The sequence below is a fragment of the Streptomyces sp. cg36 genome, assembly GCF_041080675.1.
Classification (GTDB): domain Bacteria; phylum Actinomycetota; class Actinomycetes; order Streptomycetales; family Streptomycetaceae; genus Streptomyces.
The window spans coordinates 4181816-4200011 of record NZ_CP163520.1 but is presented as its reverse complement, the minus strand read 5'-3'; the positions used below and the strand labels follow the sequence as shown (position 1 = coordinate 4200011).

At 73.5% G+C, this 18196-nt stretch carries 18 protein-coding genes; 11 read left to right on the top strand and 7 right to left on the bottom strand.

The window, feature by feature from the left end:
* Window positions 1-23: 23 nt before the first annotated feature.
* On the top strand, window positions 24-878 hold the full coding sequence (locus AB5J87_RS18725; protein ID WP_369377943.1) for a GAF and ANTAR domain-containing protein: 855 nt from the start codon (window positions 24-26) through the stop codon (window positions 876-878).
* 11 nt (window positions 879-889) lie between these two features.
* Window positions 890-1621, top strand: a complete 732-nt coding sequence (locus AB5J87_RS18720; RefSeq protein ID WP_369377941.1) for an ANTAR domain-containing protein — start codon at window positions 890-892, stop codon at window positions 1619-1621.
* 1084 nt (window positions 1622-2705) lie between these two features.
* Here the strand turns inward: AB5J87_RS18720 and AB5J87_RS18715 are convergent.
* On the bottom strand, window positions 2706-3206 hold the full coding sequence (locus tag AB5J87_RS18715; protein ID WP_369377940.1) for a hypothetical protein: 501 nt from the start codon (window positions 3204-3206) through the stop codon (window positions 2706-2708).
* A gap of 330 nt (window positions 3207-3536) precedes the next feature.
* Complete coding sequence (locus AB5J87_RS18710; RefSeq protein WP_369377939.1) at window positions 3537-4556, bottom strand: LuxR C-terminal-related transcriptional regulator; 1020 nt, start codon at window positions 4554-4556, stop codon at window positions 3537-3539.
* Window positions 4557-4751: 195 nt separating this feature from the next.
* On the opposite strand from AB5J87_RS18710, the gene AB5J87_RS18705 reads away from it, so the two are divergent.
* Window positions 4752-5045 (top strand): hypothetical protein, encoded by a 294-nt coding sequence (locus AB5J87_RS18705; protein ID WP_369377938.1) that lies wholly within the window; start codon window positions 4752-4754, stop codon window positions 5043-5045.
* A gap of 42 nt (window positions 5046-5087) precedes the next feature.
* A complete protein-coding gene (locus AB5J87_RS18700) occupies window positions 5088-5393 on the top strand; it encodes a response regulator transcription factor (protein ID WP_369377937.1) in 306 nt (101 codons plus the stop codon).
* Window positions 5394-5449: 56 nt separating this feature from the next.
* Here the strand turns inward: AB5J87_RS18700 and AB5J87_RS18695 are convergent, their stop codons facing one another.
* Window positions 5450-6808 (bottom strand): deoxyribodipyrimidine photo-lyase, encoded by a 1359-nt coding sequence (locus AB5J87_RS18695; protein WP_369377935.1) that lies wholly within the window; start codon window positions 6806-6808, stop codon window positions 5450-5452.
* Window positions 6809-7175: 367 nt separating this feature from the next.
* Window positions 7176-7601, bottom strand: a complete 426-nt coding sequence (locus tag AB5J87_RS18690) for a MazG nucleotide pyrophosphohydrolase domain-containing protein (RefSeq protein ID WP_369377934.1) — start codon at window positions 7599-7601, stop codon at window positions 7176-7178.
* Between the two features lie 564 nt (window positions 7602-8165).
* On the opposite strand from AB5J87_RS18690, the gene AB5J87_RS18685 reads away from it, so the two are divergent.
* The 4 genes from AB5J87_RS18685 (at window position 8166) to AB5J87_RS18670 (ending at window position 11398) form a co-directional block, all read left to right on the top strand.
* On the top strand, window positions 8166-8627 hold the full coding sequence (locus tag AB5J87_RS18685) for a hypothetical protein (RefSeq protein WP_369377933.1): 462 nt from the start codon (window positions 8166-8168) through the stop codon (window positions 8625-8627).
* Between the two features lie 231 nt (window positions 8628-8858).
* Window positions 8859-9413, top strand: a complete 555-nt coding sequence (locus tag AB5J87_RS18680) for a toxin (RefSeq protein WP_369377932.1) — start codon at window positions 8859-8861, stop codon at window positions 9411-9413.
* A 78-nt stretch (window positions 9414-9491) separates the two neighbouring features.
* Window positions 9492-10784, top strand: a complete 1293-nt coding sequence (locus tag AB5J87_RS18675) for an MAB_1171c family putative transporter (RefSeq protein WP_369377931.1) — start codon at window positions 9492-9494, stop codon at window positions 10782-10784.
* A gap of 8 nt (window positions 10785-10792) precedes the next feature.
* Complete coding sequence (locus AB5J87_RS18670; protein WP_369383580.1) at window positions 10793-11398, top strand: hypothetical protein; 606 nt, start codon at window positions 10793-10795, stop codon at window positions 11396-11398.
* Between the two features lie 42 nt (window positions 11399-11440).
* Here the strand turns inward: AB5J87_RS18670 and AB5J87_RS18665 are convergent, their stop codons facing one another.
* From AB5J87_RS18665 to AB5J87_RS18655, 3 genes are all read right to left on the bottom strand, one after another.
* A complete protein-coding gene (locus AB5J87_RS18665; RefSeq protein WP_369377930.1) occupies window positions 11441-13063 on the bottom strand; it encodes a DHA2 family efflux MFS transporter permease subunit in 1623 nt (540 codons plus the stop codon).
* Between the two features lie 449 nt (window positions 13064-13512).
* Window positions 13513-14487, bottom strand: a complete 975-nt coding sequence (trpS, locus tag AB5J87_RS18660) for a tryptophan--tRNA ligase (protein ID WP_369377929.1) — start codon at window positions 14485-14487, stop codon at window positions 13513-13515.
* Window positions 14488-15274: 787 nt separating this feature from the next.
* Window positions 15275-15682, bottom strand: a complete 408-nt coding sequence (locus AB5J87_RS18655; RefSeq protein ID WP_369377927.1) for a hypothetical protein — start codon at window positions 15680-15682, stop codon at window positions 15275-15277.
* A 75-nt stretch (window positions 15683-15757) separates the two neighbouring features.
* Here AB5J87_RS18655 and AB5J87_RS18650 point away from each other — a divergent pair, with 75 nt between their 5' ends.
* The 3 genes from AB5J87_RS18650 to AB5J87_RS18640 all read left to right on the top strand — a co-directional run bounded on the left by AB5J87_RS18650 (window position 15758) and on the right by AB5J87_RS18640 (window position 18150).
* Window positions 15758-16024 carry a hypothetical protein gene (locus AB5J87_RS18650; RefSeq protein ID WP_369377926.1) on the top strand — a complete coding sequence of 89 codons (267 nt, stop codon included), beginning with the start codon at window positions 15758-15760 and terminating at the stop codon, window positions 16022-16024.
* Between the two features lie 136 nt (window positions 16025-16160).
* Window positions 16161-17138, top strand: coding sequence for an endonuclease/exonuclease/phosphatase family protein (locus AB5J87_RS18645; RefSeq protein ID WP_369383579.1), 978 nt, complete (start codon window positions 16161-16163; stop codon window positions 17136-17138).
* An 82-nt stretch (window positions 17139-17220) separates the two neighbouring features.
* Window positions 17221-18150: an NADP-dependent oxidoreductase gene (locus AB5J87_RS18640; protein WP_369377925.1), complete on the top strand. Its 930-nt coding sequence runs from the start codon at window positions 17221-17223 to the stop codon at window positions 18148-18150.
* Window positions 18151-18196 lie beyond the last annotated feature (46 nt).

The window sequence follows — 18196 nt, the reverse complement described above, 5'->3', positions numbered from 1 at the left end:
CCAGGCGGCGTAGCTTCGTACTCATGGACGCTCAGGGGCGCAGGGAAGACCTCGGCCTGACAGCGGTGGCCCGGCAGCGGGCCGCGCTGGCCCGTGAACGGGCGGACCGGGCGGACGCGGTCGCCGAGCGGCACGAACTCCTGGCGGCGGAGCCCGGTCAGGAGTTCCACCTCCAGATCGCGAAGACCCATCGCAGAACCGCCGAGTGCCATCGCGCGTCGGCCCGCCTCCAGGACGACTTCGCCGTGCGCGCCGCGACCTGGTCCGGAGGCCACGACGTCCGGCCGCGGTTCATGACGGTGGTCGCGGAGGCGTGCGGCACCCGCAGCGCCGCAGTCGCACTGATCGACGCCGAACGGAACCAGCTCGCGGTGGCCGCGTCCGACCACCTGGCGGGTTCGGCCCAGGACCTGGAGTTCGTCCTCGGCGAGGGTCCGGGCCGGGACGCGGCGGCTGGACACCGACCGGTACACGTGTCGGGGCCCGGGATGAAGTCGCGCTGGCCGTGGTACGGGCCTTCCCTTCTCTCGCTGGGCATCGCCTCGGTGGCCGCCGTACCGCTGCGGGCACGCAGCAGCTGCATCGGCGCGCTGACGGTCTTCGGCACGGGGCCCACGGATACCGGAACCGCCCACCTCGCCGAGGTCGCCGAGGCCCTCACCCACATCGTCCTGCTCGACCCCGACGCCGACCCGGACCTCTACGGCGGGACGGACATGCGGGCCACCGTGCACCAGGCGGCCGGCATGGTGTCCGCACAGACCGGCTGCTCGGTCTCGGACGCGCTGGCACTCATCAAGGCCCGGGCCTTCGCGGAGGCGGTCTCCTCCGACACCGTCGCCCGGCAGATCGTGCACGAAAACCGGAAAATCATCTGAGATGAGGTGTCATGACAGCCGAACAGCGGCTGGCCGACGCGTTCGTGGCCCTGGCCGACAGCACGGCGGACGATTCGTCGGACGTGCCCGGGCCGCTGAGCGTCCTCGCACACCGCACCCCGGCCCTGCTCAACATTCGTGCCGCGACCGTCGTGTTCGCCCCGGGGGAGTACGAGGCGGCGCGCGCGACCGGCTCCAACCCCCAGGTGTCCCGCCTGGAGCACGAGGCCATCGGGTGGCGGGAGGGCCCGGGCCACGACTGCCACCGGGCCGACGCGGGCCCCTGGGCACAGACCGCTCTCACCAGCCACCCCACCAGGCAGCGCTGGCCGCACTACACCCCGCAGGCACTGACGCTGGGCTACACCCACGTCGCGGCCCTCCCCCTGCGCGAACACACCGTGACGCGAGGGGTGCTCACCCTGCTGTCCGGCGCACGGAACACCTTCTCCCCCGCGACGCTGGTGCTCGGGCGGTCACTCGCGGACTTCACCGCCGTCATGCTGGAACGCGCCCACGAAGCCGACCGCAGCCGGACCCTCGCCGCCCAGCTGGAACAGGCGCTGACCAGCCGCGTGGTCATCGAACAGGCCAAGGGGATGCTCGCGAACCGCCGGGCCGTGCCCCTGGACGAAGCCTTCGACCTGCTGCGCAGACACGCCCGCGCACGGCAGCGGCCACTGAGGGACGTGGCCCGTGAGGTGATCGAGGGCCGGGCGGATCCCGATCTCACCGATCAGTGAGCCGGGCCGTCACGGGCCTGCCCGCACCGGGCGGCGAAGCACGGCCGGTTCACGCGGTGTTGCGTCCGGCCCGACCGGTCCTAGCATGTGAGGTATTCGGAGAGCGCCGGACCGTGTTCCATCGACGGCCGGTGCGTCGCCCGCTGATGCGGCCCCCGGCCCCCGGGCTTCAGCACGCTCCACACTCTGGGCGGCCGGAACCGCACATGCACCGCATCACGACGGTTCCGGCCCTTCGTCCTCCTGGCACGTTCGAGCCGGGGTGTACTCCCGCGCACTCCGGGTGCCGATGAGGACGGTGGGGTGCGAGGACCTCACGGAGGGGGAGCCGTGCAGTTCCCGCACTCGTGGCCGCCGCCGATGTCGGCCCATGCCTCCGGCGGCGGCCTTCACACGCAACGAGCGGATTCCACTGGGGAGTTCATCCGCACGCTGCGGACTCGGACGCACCGCGCCCGTTCGAACGGACGCGCCGCGCGCCCGCCGCAAGGCCCAGGGTGCTGCGCCTCAACCGGTACGGCGGGCAGCGGAACAAGAGCCCGGCAGGCGTTCGGGAGGCAATGAGTCGACCGGGGTCCTGGGCCGCACAGCCCTACGGTAGTCCTCGGCAACCCCGCCTGACAGGGCTACGAATCAGCCGTCCTCGACGCGACCGAGCACCGAGGACCCGGCGGGCGGGTTCCGACCGTGGCGGAGAGGAAGCGACAGCCTCCTGGAGGCGCGACGGCTGCCGGCCCTTCGCGCCCATCGTGTTGCTGCGCCTGCCCCCGCGAGGCCGACGCCCAGAGGCGATGTGGCGAACGGCGTCGCACCTTCCCGAGGGCCGTGCACCTCCGTGCCACGACATGCCATAAAGGGCGGTAAACAGCGGCCGACAGACCCGTCCCACGATCGCCCTCAGGGATCCCCCACTGAAGGCATACCTGCAGATCAGGGGCCACATCGGCGTCCGAGGACCGTGCGATTCCCAAGCTCAGAGCGCGGGTTCGATTCCCGTCACTCGCTCCACAACAAAGGCCCTGGTCAACGACCGGGGCCTTGTTGCTGTGCGGGTGCGTCGATCGACGCGGTCCGTCCGCTCGCGTCAGCCCGGCACCCGCCACGCCACAGGGTCGGCGTTGCGGCCCGGCCCCAGGGCCAGTAGCAGGGTGCGGGAGCGTTTGGATTTGTGGCGGGTGCACAGGGCGTGGGGTGGGACGTACAGGACCGCACCCGTCTGTACGCGCAGGGTCAGCGCCGTTCCGGACTGCGGTGCTATGTGCCACGTGTCCGAGCCGCCCAGCTGGCACACCAGCAGGTCCTGCGGGGTGTGCGTGAAGCCGTACTCCGGTTCGCCCGGGAGGTGGGGCAGTTCGGTGATCCCCCGGGCCAGGCGGTGTGCCAGGGCGCTCGGCAGGGAGCGTTCCACCACTCGCGGGTCCAGCGGCTCGTGCTCCAGCCACATCAGGCCGGGGCGCCGGCCCCGGTGGACGGAGAGGAACAGCACGATCTCCTCCACCAAGGGGCGTTGCGTCCCCGTCCCCGCGGCACCGTCCTCGTACGCGTTCCCGTACGTCTTCTCCTGGACCTCGGTAGCGCTCGGCATCCGGGACCGCCTTCCTGGAATCCGGCCCCGCGAGGCGAGTTGTCCGCTTCGGCGGCCCGTTCGGTGGTCGGGGTGACGGTCGGAATCCTGGGCCGTGCGCGGGCTCGGGGAAATCCGCGAGAAGGCGGTCCCGGGATCTCGGTCCCGTACGTCCGGTCCCGGAAACCCGTTACCGCGTGGCCGGTGCCGCGTGCCCGGTCACGGATCCCCGGCACCGGACACCCCGGACCACGCGCCCCGCCACCAACCCCCGCCCCCCGAAACCCCGTACCGCGCGCCCCGCCACGCCCCCCGGGCCCGGGATCCCCCACCCCGCAGCCCCTCCCCCCCTCACCGCTCCCTGGACAGCAGCCCCGCCCAAGCCGCCGCCGCGCCCGCCTGGAAGCGGCTGTCCGCTCCCAGGTCGTCCATGATGTCCGCGATGTGGCGGCGTGCCGTGCGCAGCGACATGCCCAGGCGGCGGGCTATCGCCTCGTCCTTCAGGCCCGCGCCCAGCAGTCGCAGGATCGTGCGGTCGATCTCGCGGGCCACCTGCTCCAGCCCCTGGCTCGCCGCGTCCTCGAACACCGCCGCCTGCTCCCACGCCTGCTCGAACAGTTCGCACAGGTAGGCCACCGTGTGCGGCTCTCGGACCACCACCGCGCCCCAGCTGCCGTCGCTCAGCGGCAGGAACGCCGTCTCCCGGTCGTACACGACCAGCCGTCCGAACAGCTCGTGCGCCGTGCGGTGTTCGGCGCCCAGTTCGGAGGCGGCGGCCACGTACGCCTGCGTCGGGGCGTGGAAGCGGGAGGTGTGGGGGTGCAGTACGCGCAGCCGGATGCCCCGGTCCAGCAGGGGGCGGTCGCGTTCCAGGGTGTCGCGCAGGGTGTCGGGGGTGCGGAAGCCGCCGGCGGGCTGGCAGGTGAAGACCTCGCTGCGGCAGCCCGCCGCCGCCCGGGTCAGCAGGGTGCGCACGGCGTGCATGCCCGAGACGACCTCCAGCGCGCCGCCCGCCGCCTGCACCCCGCGCTGGTACGAGGTGGTGAACTGCTGCAACTGCCGCCGCATCCGCAGCAGTTGCTGCTGGCGGGTGCGGATCTCCGCCTCCACCGGGGCGGCCAGCTGCGCGGCGGCCACCTCGGGGGCGACGGCGTATCCCGTACCCGGCTCCTGCGGGTCGGCGTGGACCAGCCGGGCCGCGATCAGCCGATCCAGCGCGGCCACCGTCTCCTCGGCCGTGAGGCCGAGGTCCTCCGCCACCGCCGCGGCGTCGAGCCGGCGGTGCTCGGCCACCCACTCGTAGACCGCCCGGTCCGTTTCCTCACCGGCGGTGATGCCCGCTATGCCCCCGGAACTACGCCCTTCATCCACTTCGTCCCCCGCTCCCCTTCCTGCCACACAACTTTAGTGACAGGTGGGACATGTAGTGCGGGGGCGCGACGGCGACCAAGCTGAAAGGGATCCCGGAGCCCGGCCGATTCGGCCGGGCCCCGACCCACCTGTCCCGCATGACCGACCCGCCCGACCGACCCGCATGACCGACCCGCATGACCAACGGGAGTCCTCGTGAACACCAAGCTGAAGCACCTCGCCCTCACCGCCATGACCGCCGCCCTCTTCGCCGTGGGCGCCCCGGCCGTGGCGCACGCCGATGTCGCGCCGCCGACCACCATCGACCCGGACCGCGGTACGGGCAGGTGCCACTGGGCGTCCACCGAGGAGCTCCAGCGCCGGTACTCCCCGGCCGAGCTGGCCGTCATGAAGGAGAACGGGACCCTGCCCGTCGGCCCGGTACGGATCTGCACCGGCGACGGGACCGGCAACGGCTGGGGGCCCGTCCCCCCGCGCGAGCAGGACTGACGCGCACCCCCGGGAACCTGCGAACCCCACGGAGGCCCAGCCATGACCACGCCCGCCGCACTTCCGGACGCGTCCCCGGACGCACCTCCGGACGCGTCCCCACCGGCGCCCGCTCCCGGTCCCGGTCCCGCTCCTGCTCCTGCTCCCGCGCCCGCCTTCACCGCCCGCGAGCGGGAACTCCTCGGGCACCTCGCGCAGGGCGCCACCGACCGCGCCATCGCCCGCCGCATGGCGCTCAGCCCGCACACGGTGGACACGTATCTGCGGCGGCTGCGGTCCAAGACGGGGACCAGCAACCGCGTCCAGCTCGCCATCGTCGCCCACACCGCCCTGCACCCGGCTCGCTGAGGCCCGGCCGCCGCGGCCCGCGGCCCGCCCTCATCGCCCCCGGGGAGGGGCACCCCTCACAGCCCCCGCCCCCGTTCGAACCGGGCCCGCCCCTCCGCCAGGTCGACGACCGGTTCCGGGTAGCCGGTGCGGGCCAGTTCCCGCTCCGGCAGCTTCCACGGCTCGTGCACGAACTTGTCGTCCACCCCGGCCAGTTCGGGGACCCACCGGCGTACGTAGACGCCGCGCGGGTCGAAGCGCTTGCCCTGCACCACGGGGTTGAGGACGCGGTTGGGGCGGGTGTCGGTGCCGGTGCCCGCCACCCACTGCCAGTTCAGCTGGTTGTTGGCGAGGTCCCCGTCGACCAGCAGGTCGAGGAAGTGGCGGGCGCCGAGCCGCCAGTCCAGGTACAGCGTCTTGGCGAGGAAGCTCGCGGCCAGCATCCGGCCCCGGTTGTGGATCCAGCCCTCGTGGGCGAGCTGTCTCATCGCCGCGTCGACCAGCGGGTATCCGGTGTGCCCGGAGGACCAGGCGGTGAACTCCGCCTCGTCGTGGTGCCAGTCGTCGCCGCGCGCGCGGTAGTCCGCGCGGGCGGCGTCGGGGCGGGCCGCGAGGACCTGGTGGTGGAAGTCGCGCCAGGCCAGCTGGCGCACGAACGCCTCGGCGCCCGGGGAGCCCTCGCGCCGGGCCAGCTGGACGAGTTCGGCCGCCGACAGGGCGCCGAAGTGGAGGTAGGGGGAGAGCCGGGAGGTGACGTCGCCGCCGAGGTCGTCGTGGCCGTCCTCGTACCCGGCGAGCCCGTCCGAGAGCCACTGCCACAGCCGCTCGCGGCCCGCGGTCTCGCCGCCCTCGGCCAGTCCCGGCGAGACGCCGTCGACGTCGGCGCGGTCGGGCAGCGGCTCCGAGTCGACCTCGGCGACCCGCACCTTGCGCGGGGTCGCCACCACGTCCCGTAGGCCCGTGCTCGACCAGCGGTTGAAGTACGGGGTGAACACGGCGTAGTGGTCGCGGCCCTCGGGGGTGACCGCGCCCGGGGCGAGCGCGGTGAGCACCCCGTCGTGCACGGCGAGCGCGCACCCGGTGCCGGACAGCGCCTCGCGCAGCGCGCTCTCCCGGCGCGCGGCGTACGCGCTGACCCCGCCCGCCACGTGCACCCGGCGGGCGCCGGTCTCGGTGACCACGGCCCGGACCCGGTCGGCCGGGTCGCCGGAGCGGACCACGAGGTGGCCGCCGCGCGCCCGCAGCCCGGCGTCCAGGTCGGCGAGGCAGTCGGCGAGGAAGGCGCGCCGGTTGGGGGCGTCGAACCCCGCCTTGCGGATGCCGTCGTCGAGGACGAACAGCGGCACGATCCGGTCCGCCTCGCGCAGCGCGGTGTGCAGGACCGGGTTGTCGTTGAGCCGCAGGTCGGAGGTGAACAGGACTACGGAGACACTCACTTGGCTCGGGCTCCTCACGCCGTGGCCGGGACGTTCATCGGGGCGGGCGGCGCGGTGGCCGGGGCGGGCGGGCCGTGGCCGGGCGCTCCGCCCGCACCACCGCTCCTCCCGCCCCGCCGATCCTCCTCGACGCCCGCCGTCACACAGGTGATTCGGAGCGGGTGTCCCCAATGGATTCGCCGTACGCGAAAGAAAGCGGCGGACGACCGGAACGGGTGAAGGGGCCGGGCACCGAGCTCGGGCTCGGAGCCCGGCCGCGCGTGCCCGCCAGCCCCGCCCGGCCCGTCAGGCGCGGCTCCGCGTGTCCGCCCGGGCTGCCCGGCCCGTCAGGCGCCGCCCCGCGTGCCCGCCCGGACTGCCCGGCCCGTCAGGCCCGCTCGGGCCAGCCCTGGCGGCGCAGTACCTCGGAGACGTCCGGCGCCCGGTAGTGCTCGCCCTTCAGCACCTTTCCGTCCGCGCGCAGCAGCGGCCGGCCGTCGGGGCCGAGCTTGGTCATGTTGGCGCGGTGGACCTCGGCGATGACCGCGTCCAGGTCGATGCCGTGGACGAGGGCGGTGCCGTACGCCACGTAGACGACGTCCGCGAGTTCGTGCGCCAGATGGTCGAGTGGGCCGTCGACCGCGGCCTCGGCCGCCTCCGCCGCCTCCTCCACCAGCAGGTCGCGGCGGTGGGCGGCGAGGTCGGCGGGGACCTCGGTGGGGGTGGTGCGGGCGTCCAGGCCGAAGGCGACGTGGAACTCCCGCACGAGGGAGGCGGGCGAGGTCTGCGGCTCTGCCGTCGTGGGCTCGTTCATTGCCCTGATTTTACGTTCCTGGTACGGGAGTTGCGCCGGGAGGCCGACCCGCCGGGTGCGCCGGCGGCGGAGCCGGGCGAAGTGCGCGGCCGTGCGGTCTGTGCATCTGCTACGGACCCGGTGGGAGCGGTGGCGCCGCCGGGCGGGAGCCGCGGCCACCCCGTTCCGGGTGCGGCGACCGGCCGGAGGACACCGCCCGGCCCGGGTTCGCCGGGGCGGGGGCCGGGGCAAGGTGTGTACATGTGTACGCATGCGCGATCGGCGGGCCGCCTTGTCCCGGCGGGCTGACTCGGTGTCATAATGTATGGGTAGCCCTTCGTGCATCCCCCGTCGCGAAGGGCTACACCTCTCTCCGGGCATGCCCGAGCACCCGGTCCGGGCCCGGAAGCGGGCCGGAATCGGCTCGGAACCGGTCCGGAACCGGGCACGGCGAGGCCCGGAAAGGCACGGCTTTCACACGGGCAAGGGACTCCCCTCGTGGCCCCCTGCCCGTGTTTTTTCGAGTTAACAGTGGCGTAGAGTGTTTGTGCAAGCCCAGTTCTGACCAGACAGGGTGGGGACCCGATGGACGAAGCGCCCGACACGCCGGAGCTGTCGACCTTGCAGCAGAAGGTCGAATACATGGTGGAGAAGACCTTCCCCGGGGAGAAGGTCTCCGGGCGTACCTTCTCCGACCTCGTGAAGGAGCGCGGCGGCTCCCTGTCGCACAGCTACTTCTCCAACATCCTGGCGGGCAAGGTCACCCATCCGTCCGAGGAGATCCTGAAGGCCCTCGGACTCGGCTTCGGGGTCGACTGGCGGTTCTTCAAGGAGGAGTCCGAGGTCGTCGACGACGTCGTGGCGGGACTCCAGTTCCTGGCCAAGCGGCGTACGGGAGAGATCAAAGGCATCGCCGGGCGCGGCCTCGACGACGACGGGCTCTCGGCCGAGCTGCTCCAGTTCGCGCTGTCCCTGCTGGAGGAGACCAGCGGGAAGGGCAGGAAGGACGACGACGGAACGCCGGGGGACGGCGGCCCGACCGTCTGAACAGCACGGACGCGCGCACCCTCCGGCCGTGCGCGGCCAGGGCGGGACCCGGCCGCCGCACGCGGTTCACGAAAGTGTCAGCCCGTGTCCGCCTTCACCGAATCCCCGTTTCGCGGTAAGCCCGTATTCACCCTGATTCGTTAAGATGCGCCGATCGCTCACATGTCCAACCGGTCGATCGCATGTCCATACGTACAGCGTGACTACGCCCAGAGGGACCGAGAGACTTCCATGTCCATGCGGGAGCTGCGGAGAGAGTGCGAGGCCGGACTCGCCGACCTCCCCATCCCGGCCCCGTTCAGCGTCCCCGCGCTGGTGAAGAACATGGAAGAGGCCCGCGGCCGGACCATCGTGCTGCGGGAGCTGCCCGACCGGCTGGCCCGGGTCAACGCGGCCTGCGGGCTGCGGCTGAAGTCCGGCGACACCAGCTTCGTCCTCTACCGGCGGCGGCCCACCGACTACCAGACCCAGCACGTGATCCTGCACGAGCTGTGCCACGAGTGGTTCGACCACGGCACCACGCTGGACGCCGCGCAGCTCAAGGCGCTGCTGCCGGTCTTCGACACCTCGCTGATCCAGCGGGTGGTGAGCTCGGGCGCCACGGTCCAGGCCCGCGCCCAGTACGACACCCACGACGAGCGCGTCGCCGAGTTCGGGGCCTCCCTCATCCCCCGCATGGCGCTCGACGTGACCAGCGACGACATGGTCGGCCGGCTGGCGAACTCGCTGTCGCGGCCGGTGGCGCACCGGCGGCGCGGGCTCGGCCGGCTGTTCCGCAGAGACTGATCCCCACCCGCGCACAAGAACCGCCCTTCCCCGCGAACGACCCCCGTCCCCATTCCTGCCCCCGAGGAATTCCCCCCGATGACTCCGCTCGACCTCGCCGGCTACCTCATAGCCGCGCTGATGACCGCCGTCGCCCTGTGGCGGATGCCCGCCGCCCTGTGGGGCGACGAGGAAGACAGAAGGCGGCGGGCCCTGTGGGGCTGTTACGCCGGGTTCGCGGTCGCGCTGTGGACCAAGACCAAGATCGTACGGATCACGCTCAACGACAGCGAGGTCACCGACCTCGCCGTCCTCATCAAGCACTACACCGCCACGATCGCGATCCTGGCGATCCTCAGCTACATCGTGGCGATCTACGGCCACTTCCCGGACGAGGGCGCGATCCCCCGGCACGTGCGGTTCGCGCGGACCGTGCAGCGGGTCGCCGCCAAGGCGTCCGTGGCCACGCTGGTGCTGCTGACCGTGCTGTTCTTCACGGTGGTGGACCGCTCGGTGCCCTCCGACCGGTTCGTGTCGGACCACGCCGGGCAGTGGGGCGCCACGCTCTACATGAGCGTGTTCTACCTGTACTTGGGCGCGTCCTCGGCGGTGTGCGCGTACCAGTGGGCGCTGGCCACCCGGAACACCGGGGTGCGGCATCTGCGGGCCGGGCTCGGCATGATGACGTTCGCCATGTTCATCGGGGTCGCCTACACGCTCAGCCGGACGCTGTTCCTGTGGGTGAGCGTCGTCGACCAGCCGGGCAAGCGGTTCGCGCTGCACTTCGACGAGATCACCGAAGCCTCCCAGATCGTGCTGTTCGCGTTCTTCGCGCTGGGCGCGTCCATCCCGGCGTTCAGCAAGGGCTGGCGGCGGGTGCGGCTGTGGCGGGCGCAGGCGCGGCTGCACCCGCTCTGGCACGAGCTGATGACGGCGTTCCCTAACCAGCCGTTCGAGCCGCCGGCCTCGCTCGCGCGTGAGCTGACCCGCTTCGACACCCCCGCCGACCTGCGCGTCGACCGCTGGGCCGCGGACATCGCGGACGCGGTGGAGAAGCTGCGCCACTATGTGCCGGACGGGCTCGTGGACGCCGCCAAGCGCGCGGCCCGCGAGGACCGGCCCGAGCGGAACGGGCCGCTCGCCGACGCGCACTGGATCAAGGCCGCGCTGGCCGCCAAGGCCGGGGGCGCCGCCGCCGGTCCGGCCGCCGCCATCGAGCCGCAGCACGCCACGGACCAGGACGGCGAGGTCGCCCGGCTGGTGCGGGTCGCCGCCGCGTACCGGACGATCGACGACGGCCGGGCCCGCGCGGTGCTGGCGGCGGCGCGGGCCGCCGACGGGACGGCGGAACGGGCCCCAGAACGGACCGCGGAACGGGAGGCCACCGCGTGAGCGACACCATCGAGAGCCGGACGTCCGGACTGGACGATCCCGCCCGGCGCCCCGTGGCGCTCGCGGTCACCAACGTCCTCCAGCCCCGCAACTGCCTGCTCGTGGGCATGCTGGGCATCGGGCTCGCGGCGGCGGGCGACTGGACCGGGCTGCTGTGGGGGTTCCTGGGCGCGCTCTGCGCGGGGCTGATCCCGGCCGGGTACATCGAGTGGGAGCGGGGGCGCGGCACCTGGGGCGACCGGCACGTGGTCGACCGTACGAAACGGGCGCCGATCTTCTTCGTCATCCTCGGCTCGATCGGCACCGGCTCGCTGGTCATGGTCCTCGGGGACGCCCCCGTCGGCATCCTCGCGGCGATGCTGGCGCTGTGGGTGATGACGATCGGGCTGCTGGCCGTCAACACGGTCTGGAAGATCTCGGTGGACTCGGCGGTGGCGTCGGCGCTGGTGGCGCTGCTGGCCGCCGTGCAGCACCAGCCGCTGTGGCTGCTCGCGTACGGGCCGGTCGTGGCCGTGTGCTGGTCCCGGGTGGCGCTCAGCTACCACACCGTGGGGCAGGTGGTGGCGGGGGCGGGGCTGGGGGCCGCGACGGCGTCCGCGTTCCTGTTCGTCTGAAGGGCCCGCCCCCGGGGCGGGCCCTTCGGGCCCCCGCGCGGGTCACATGTGGACCGGGCCCGCGTCTCCGCCCTCCGTGGGGTGCGGGTGGGGTGGGCCCTTGCGGTAGAGGATCACGGTGACCAGCAGGCCGAGGGCGAAGAAGCCCGCCGACCACCAGTACGCGGTGGAGTAGCTGTGCAGCTGGGCCTTGGCCAGCGCCTGCGGGGTCTGCTCCTTGCCGACGAGATAGCTGGCGGCGGCGCTGGTGGCGAGGGTGTTCAGCAGTGAGGTGCCGACCGAACCGCCCACCTGCTGGCTGGTGTTGACCATCGCGGAGGCCACGCCCGCGTCGTGGGCGGCGACTCCGGCGGTGGCGAGGTTCATCGCCGGGGCGAAGATCAGGCCCATGCCGATGCCCATGATCAGGAGCGGCGGCAGGACGTGGGCGGCGTAGGTGCTGTCGACGTCCAGCGCCGTCATCCACACCAGCCCGGCCGCGCCGAGCCCCATGCCCAGCGGCACGATCGGTCTGGCGCCCAGCTTGGGGACGAACTTGTTCTGCGCGATCACCGAGGACACGATCATCACCGCGACCATGGGCAGGAAGGCCAGGCCGGTCTTCACCGGGGAGTAGCGCAGGATCTGCTGGAGGTAGTAGGTCAGGAACAGGAAGACGCCGAACATGCCCGCGCCCGAGATGAACATGCCCAGGAACGAGGCGCCCCGGTCCCGGTCCAGGACCACGCGCAGCGGCAGCAGGGGGTGCGCGGCCCGCAGTTGCCAGGCCACGAACGCGACCAGCAGGACCGCGCCCGCCGCCAGGAACCCCCAGGTCTGGGGCGAACTCCAGTCGTGCTTCTCGGCGTTGGAGAACCCGTACACGATGCAGAACAGGCCCGCCGAGACCAGCAGGGTGCCGGGGATGTCGAGCTTAGGGCGGTCGGCGGGGGCACCCGGGTGCAGCAGGCGCAGCCCGCCGAGGAAGGCGACGGCCGCGAAGAGCAGGTTGACGTACAGGCACCAGCGCCAGTTGAGGTATTCGGTGAGCAGGCCGCCGAGCAGCAGGCCCACCGCGCCGCCGGTGCCCGCGATGGCGCCGTAGATGCCGAACGCCTTGGCGCGTTCCTTCGGGTCGGTGAAGGTCGTGGTCAGCAGGGACAGCGCGGCCGGGGCGAGCAGCGCGCCGAAGACGCCCTGGAGCGCGCGGGCGATGACCAGGACGGTGAAGCTGGGCGCGGCGCCGCCGATCGCGGAGGCGACGGCGAAGCCGACCAGGCCGGTCAGGAAGACGGCCTTGCGCCCGACCAGGTCCGCGACGCGCCCGCCGAGCAGCAGCAGCGAGCCGAAGGCGAGGGCGTACGCGGTGACGATCCACTGGCGGTTGCCGTCGCTGAAGCCGAGATCGCTCTGCGCGGAGGGCAGCGCGATGTTCACGATGGTGGCGTCGAGGACGACCATCAGCTGGGCGACCCCGATGACCGCGAGGACCAGCCAGCGGTGTTCGTGGGCGGCGCCCGCGTGGGAGGTCTGCCCGGCGGCGGCCGTGGCCGCGCCCGCTCCCCGGGTGCCGGTGGCCGGTCCTGCGGCCGTGCCCGCCGCGCCGGGATCCTCCTCGGCTCCGGAAGCTGCGGCGATGCGTTCCGCCCTGCCTTCTTCGACGGCGTCCTTGGTGTGACGGCCCATGGCGTACGTCTCCTCACGGGACGATGGCGCCCTTTCCTCACGCTAAGTGGAGGTGGGACGTTCCGCCACGCGAGTGACGAGGGGGGACAAAAGGTGAGGGAGGGGAGGGTGGTGGTGGTACGGGGGCGGGCCCGGGAACGGTACGGCGACGGGGGTGTCGCGCCCCCCGCTCACATCCGCCCCGGCCGCCACTCCCGTACCGCACCCGCCTCCGGCCCCAACAGCCTTAACCGCAGGGCGACTTCGAGCTCGGAGCGCGCGTCCGGATGGGTGCGGTCGCGCTCGGCGGGCGGTCCGAGCGCGACCATCGCCACAGTGTCGGTCAGGGACCGGCCGGCCGCCAGCGCCGCCTGTTCGAGTGCGGACGGGTGCGCCCCGGAGACGGTCCGGCCCGGCGGCCGGCGGCGTCCGCGGTCCCGCCCGCCCGCCCGTTTCGGCCCGCGAGCCCGCTAGCGGAACCCGCCCATCGCGGCGCGCACCTCGTCGAGGGTGGCCTCGGCGATGTCGTTGGCGCGCTTGTTGCCCTCGCGCAGGACCTCGCGTACGTACGGGAGGTCGCGCGCGTACTCCGCGCGGCGGGCGCGCATCGGGGCGAGGAAGGTGTTCACGGCGTCCGTGACGCGCGCCTTCAGCGCGGCGGCGCCGCCGTCGCCGATCTCGGCCGCGATCTCGTGCGGGTCGCCGTTCCCGCAGAGGGCGGCCAGCTGGAGCAGGTTGGCGACGTTCGGCCGGTTCTCGGGGTCGTAGGTGATGCGGCGGTCGGCGTCGGTGGTCGCGCGGCGGATGACCGCGGCCGTCTCGTCGGCGGTGGCGCCCAGGGGCACCGAGTTGCCGCGCGACTTGCTCATCTTGGTGCCGTCGGTGCCGAGCAGGAGCGGGGTCGCCGACAGCAGGATGTCGGGCTCGGGGAAGACGTGCCCGTAACGGTCGTTGAAGCGGCGCGCGATCGTCCGGGTCACCTCCAGGTGGGGCGCCTGGTCCTGGCCCACCGGGACCAGGTCCGGCTTGCAGAACAGGATGTCGGCGGCCTGGTGGGCCGGGTACGTGTACATCAGCCCGCTCACCGCCGACTGCCGCGAATGCGCGATCTCGTCCTTGACCGTGGGGTTGCGGCCCAGCTCGGCCACCGAGACCAGGCTGAGGAAGGGGAGCAGGAGCTGGTTGAGGGCGGGGACCGCGCTGTGGTTGAAGACCGTGGTGCGGGCGGGGTCGATGCCGGCGGCCAGATAGTCCAGGACCAGGCCGAGGGTGTGGCCGACCAGGTCGTCGGCCAGGTCCCGGTCGGTGATCACCTGGTAGTCGGCGACGACCAGGATCACCTCCGCGCCCTCGTCCTGGAGGCGTACGCGGTTCTGGAGCGTGCCGAAGTAGTGGCCGAGGTGGAGGGGGCCGGTGGGGCGGTCGCCGGTCAGGATGCGGGGCATGTCCGCGGGTCCTCTCTGGAGTGGGTGGCGGGCGGTCCGGGGGACGGCCACGGGGTCCAGAGGGGTTCCGGTGCGGGGTGCGGCGCCGGGGTCCGGGCGTGGGAAAGGGCCGTCCGTGGCGAACGGCCCTTGGTCATGCAGGCGTGCAGGTGGGGTGGCCGCTCCTAGGGGGAGCGCCGCCAGCATCGGGGCTGCATGGAGGTCATGGGGGGAGTGTAGCGGGGGTGCGGTGCTTTGGCTTGGGTGTTTGTCTGCGGGCCGCCTGTGGCTGGTCGCGCGGTTTTCCCTGGGCCGGGGGTTCGTCTGCGGGCCGGTGGTCGCTCCTCGCGCCGTTCCCCGCGCCCCTTCTAGGCCGGGGCTTTGTCCGCGGGCCGGTGGTCGCTCCTCGCGCCGTTCCCCGCGCCCCTTCTAGGCCGGGGGTTCGTCTGCGGGCCGTGGTCGCTTCTCGCGCAGTTCCCCGCGCCCCTGGGAAACCCGCCGTCGCCTGCGGGCCGTGCTGGGTTGCTCGCGCAGTTCCCCGCGCCCCTCAGAAGCACCCCGTCTGCGGGCCGTGCTCGCTTCTCGCGCAGTTCCCCGCGCCCCTTCTAAACCCGCCTTCGTCCGCGGGCCGTGGTCGCTTCTCGCGCAGTTCCCCGCGCCCCTGGGAAACCCGCCGTCGCCTGCGGGCCGTGCTGGGTTGCTCGCGCAGTTCCCCGCGCCCCTCAGAAGCACCCCGTCTGCGGGTCGTGGTCGCTTCTCGCGTCGTTCCCCGTGCCCCCGAACCCGCTGCTCCAGCAGGCGCGGCTGCTCAGGGTTCTCTCGTGTAGAAGACGTAGAACGCCGCCGCCAGCATTCCTCCGCCCAGTAGTGCTCCCATCATCGACGCGCCGAACACGCTCTCGCCGGACTGGGCGTACAGGAAGCCCGTGCCCGCGCCGAACAGGGCTCCGTAGGCCAGGGCACGGGCCTCTCGCGGCAGGCGGTTCTGGATCGTCAGGAGGGCGAGGCCGAGGGCGGCGACGACCGCGCCCGAGACCAGGCCGAGGGCGATGTTCGCGCCGGTGACCTCGCCGCCCCGGCGGCTGATGGACGCGGCCCAGAAGCCGTAGCAGACGCCGATCACCACCGGCAGGGCCATCAGCGCGGGGGAGAGGCCGAGCGCGGGGGTCCTGTGCCGTCGCGCCGGACCTGCGGGCATCGCTGCGTGTGCGGACATGGCGAGACTCCTTCCGTTCCCCCATACAGCCCACACCCGCGCGCCCCGCCCGGCAACCCGGGGTTCCCTTGACGGGTGCGCACCTCCGTCACCGCCGTCGGCCTGGGCCTCGCCGCAGGCGGTCTCGGGCTGCGCGCACTCGTCGCCCTCGGCCGGGTCCTCACCATCGCCGACCTGCCGCCGCGCGCCGACCCGGGCACGGCGGCCGACGTCTACGACGCCCTCACCGACGCCCTGTCCACCTCCGCGTGGTGCGCGGTCGCGGTCGGTCTCGCTCTGGCGGCGGCCTGCTGGGCCGGTGGCCGGGCCCGGCGCGCCCCGCCGCCCCCGCCCGCCGTCTGAGCCCTGCCGCACCACCGACCCGTACGGCCGTCTCCCCCGTACGGCCGTCTTCCTCGTCGTCCGGGGCCGGGGAGCGGATACTTGAGGTGCGCGGAGCACGGCTGACCCGTAGACGGGGAGGGTCCCTTTGGACATCCTGGGCACCGCACCGCGGGCGCACGCGTGGCGGCGGGTCTCGGCGGTGTCGGCCGCGCCGCTGCTCGCGGTGGTCAGCGTGGTCGTGGGGTGCCGGGCGGCCGGCTCCGACGGCGTCACCCCCGTACCCCAGCTGCTCGCGTTCCTGCCGTGGCTGCTGGCGCCGGGCGCGGTCGCGCTGGCGCTGGCCGCGTTCGGGCGGTGGCGGACCGGGACGGGGTGGGCGGCGGCCGTGCTCGCGGTGACGGCCTGGTTCATTCAGCCGTACGGCGCCGACGGCACGCGCCCGGACGGCCGGCTCCTGGCCGAGGTGCGGGTGCTGACCTCGAACGTCGAATTCAGCGGCGCCACCGACGACTTGATCACCGCGATCGGCCGGGAGCGGCCCGACCTCGTCTTCGTGCAGGAGTGCGGTTTCCGCTGCGCGGACGCGCTGGCCCGGCGCGTGCCACGGGCGGCGTACCCGTATCGCGACGTGGTCCGCGAGGACGGCTCGGCCGGGTCCGCCCTCCTCAGCCGCTTCCCGCTGCGGGCCGGGCCCGTACTGCCCTCGGAGATGGCGATGCCGGGCGCGGTCGCGGTGGTGGCGGGCCGCCACGTGCTGCTCCAGCTGGCGCATCCGATGCCGCCGCTGCCGGGGCAGGAGGGCACGTGGCGCCGGGAGCTGGGCCGGGTGCGGGAGTTCGCGGCGGCGGCGCGGGGGCGGCCGGTGATCCTGGCCGGGGACTTCAACGCCTCCCAGGACCACGCCGTGTTCCGTTCGGTGCTCGCCGCGGGCGCCCTGCACGACAGCGCCCGGCTGACCGGCCACGCCCGTACGTACTCCTGGCCCGCCGACCGGGCGACACCCTTTCGGACCCAGATCGACCATGTGCTCGTCAGCGGCGCCGACTTCAGGGCCCGCTCCTCCCGGTTCCTGAAGCTGCGCGGCACCGACCACCGGGCGCTCCTGGTGGATCTCGCTCTGTACGGAGGGTGAATGCCCGGGGTGCGCGCCGCCGCACCGTGGGTCAGGATCGGACCAGTCGAAGGCGAGGGGGGCCCGAGCAGGAGGCGTCACCATGCGCGCTGTCGCGGTACGGGCCTTCAGGGCCGACCCGGAAGTGATCCACGTTCCCAAGCCGGAGCCCGGCCCGGGGGAAGTGCTGGTGAAGATCGAGTACGCCGCGCTCAACCCGTTCGACTGGCAGGTGGCCGAGGGGTTCTTCGACGGCCGCGTCCCGCACGTCTTCCCGCTCGTGCTCGGCGTCGACTTCGCCGGCCGGGTGGACGTGGTCGGGCCCGGCGAGCACCGGTTCGTGGTCGGTGACGCGGTGTACGGGCAGGCGGGCCGGACGCCGCTGGGCACCGGCACCTTCGCCGAGTACGTGATCATGCCGCAGGACGCGGCGATCGCCGGGGTGCCGGACGGGCTCGCCCTGCGGGCCGCCGCCGCGCTGCCCACGGCCGGGATGACCGCCCTGCAGATCCTGCGGGCCGGGGTCGCCCTGGAGCCGGGCGACTCGCTGCTCGTGGTGGGTGCGGCGGGCGGCATCGGCAGCGCCCTCACCCAGCTGGCCGCCGCCCGCGACCTGCGGGTGGTGGCGGCGGTGCGCGGCGACGAGCGCGAGCGGATGGGCGCCCTGGGCGCCGAGTTCACCGTGGACACCACCGAGGAGTCGGTGCGCGAGGCGTGCCGGCGGGCCTTCCCGGGCGGCCTGGACGCGGTCGTCGACCTGGCGTCGGCGGACCCGGAGTCGTTCGCCGCGCACGCCGCGCTGCTGCGGCCGGGCGGCACCGCGCTGAGCACCCGGTCCGCCGCGCCGCCCGGACGCGGGGTGAACTTCCAGCTCCGCGCGGACGGCGCCCTGCTCGAAGCGCTCGCCGACGCGGCCGGGGCGGGGCAGGTGCACATGCCGGTGGAGGGCGAGTACCCGCTGGAGAAGGCCCCGGAGGCGCTGGCCCGCAACCGCGCGGGCGGGGCGCGCGGGAAGACGCTGTTCGTGCCGTAGGGGCGGGGCGAGGGACGGGGTGCGGATGTGCGGGCGGTTCCGGGTG

Excerpts from the sequence above, each read along its gene's own strand:
- AB5J87_RS18640 (WP_369377925.1), top strand. The coding sequence starts at position 17,221 with ATGCGCGCTGTCGCGGTACGGGCCTTCAGGGCCGACCCGGAAGTGATC.
- AB5J87_RS18715 (WP_369377940.1), bottom strand. The coding sequence starts at position 3,206 with ATGCCGAGCGCTACCGAGGTCCAGGAGAAGACGTACGGGAACGCGTAC.
- AB5J87_RS18690 (WP_369377934.1), bottom strand. The coding sequence starts at position 7,601 with ATGAACGAGCCCACGACGGCAGAGCCGCAGACCTCGCCCGCCTCCCTC.
- AB5J87_RS18655 (WP_369377927.1), bottom strand. The coding sequence starts at position 15,682 with ATGTCCGCACACGCAGCGATGCCCGCAGGTCCGGCGCGACGGCACAGG.
- AB5J87_RS18685 (WP_369377933.1), top strand. The coding sequence starts at position 8,166 with ATGGACGAAGCGCCCGACACGCCGGAGCTGTCGACCTTGCAGCAGAAG.
- AB5J87_RS18725 (WP_369377943.1), top strand. The coding sequence starts at position 24 with ATGGACGCTCAGGGGCGCAGGGAAGACCTCGGCCTGACAGCGGTGGCC.
- AB5J87_RS18700 (WP_369377937.1), top strand. The coding sequence starts at position 5,088 with ATGACCACGCCCGCCGCACTTCCGGACGCGTCCCCGGACGCACCTCCG.
- AB5J87_RS18720 (WP_369377941.1), top strand. The coding sequence starts at position 890 with ATGACAGCCGAACAGCGGCTGGCCGACGCGTTCGTGGCCCTGGCCGAC.
- AB5J87_RS18675 (WP_369377931.1), top strand. The coding sequence starts at position 9,492 with ATGACTCCGCTCGACCTCGCCGGCTACCTCATAGCCGCGCTGATGACC.
- trpS (WP_369377929.1), bottom strand. The coding sequence starts at position 14,487 with ATGCCCCGCATCCTGACCGGCGACCGCCCCACCGGCCCCCTCCACCTC.
- AB5J87_RS18665 (WP_369377930.1), bottom strand. The coding sequence starts at position 13,063 with ATGGGCCGTCACACCAAGGACGCCGTCGAAGAAGGCAGGGCGGAACGC.
- AB5J87_RS18680 (WP_369377932.1), top strand. The coding sequence starts at position 8,859 with ATGTCCATGCGGGAGCTGCGGAGAGAGTGCGAGGCCGGACTCGCCGAC.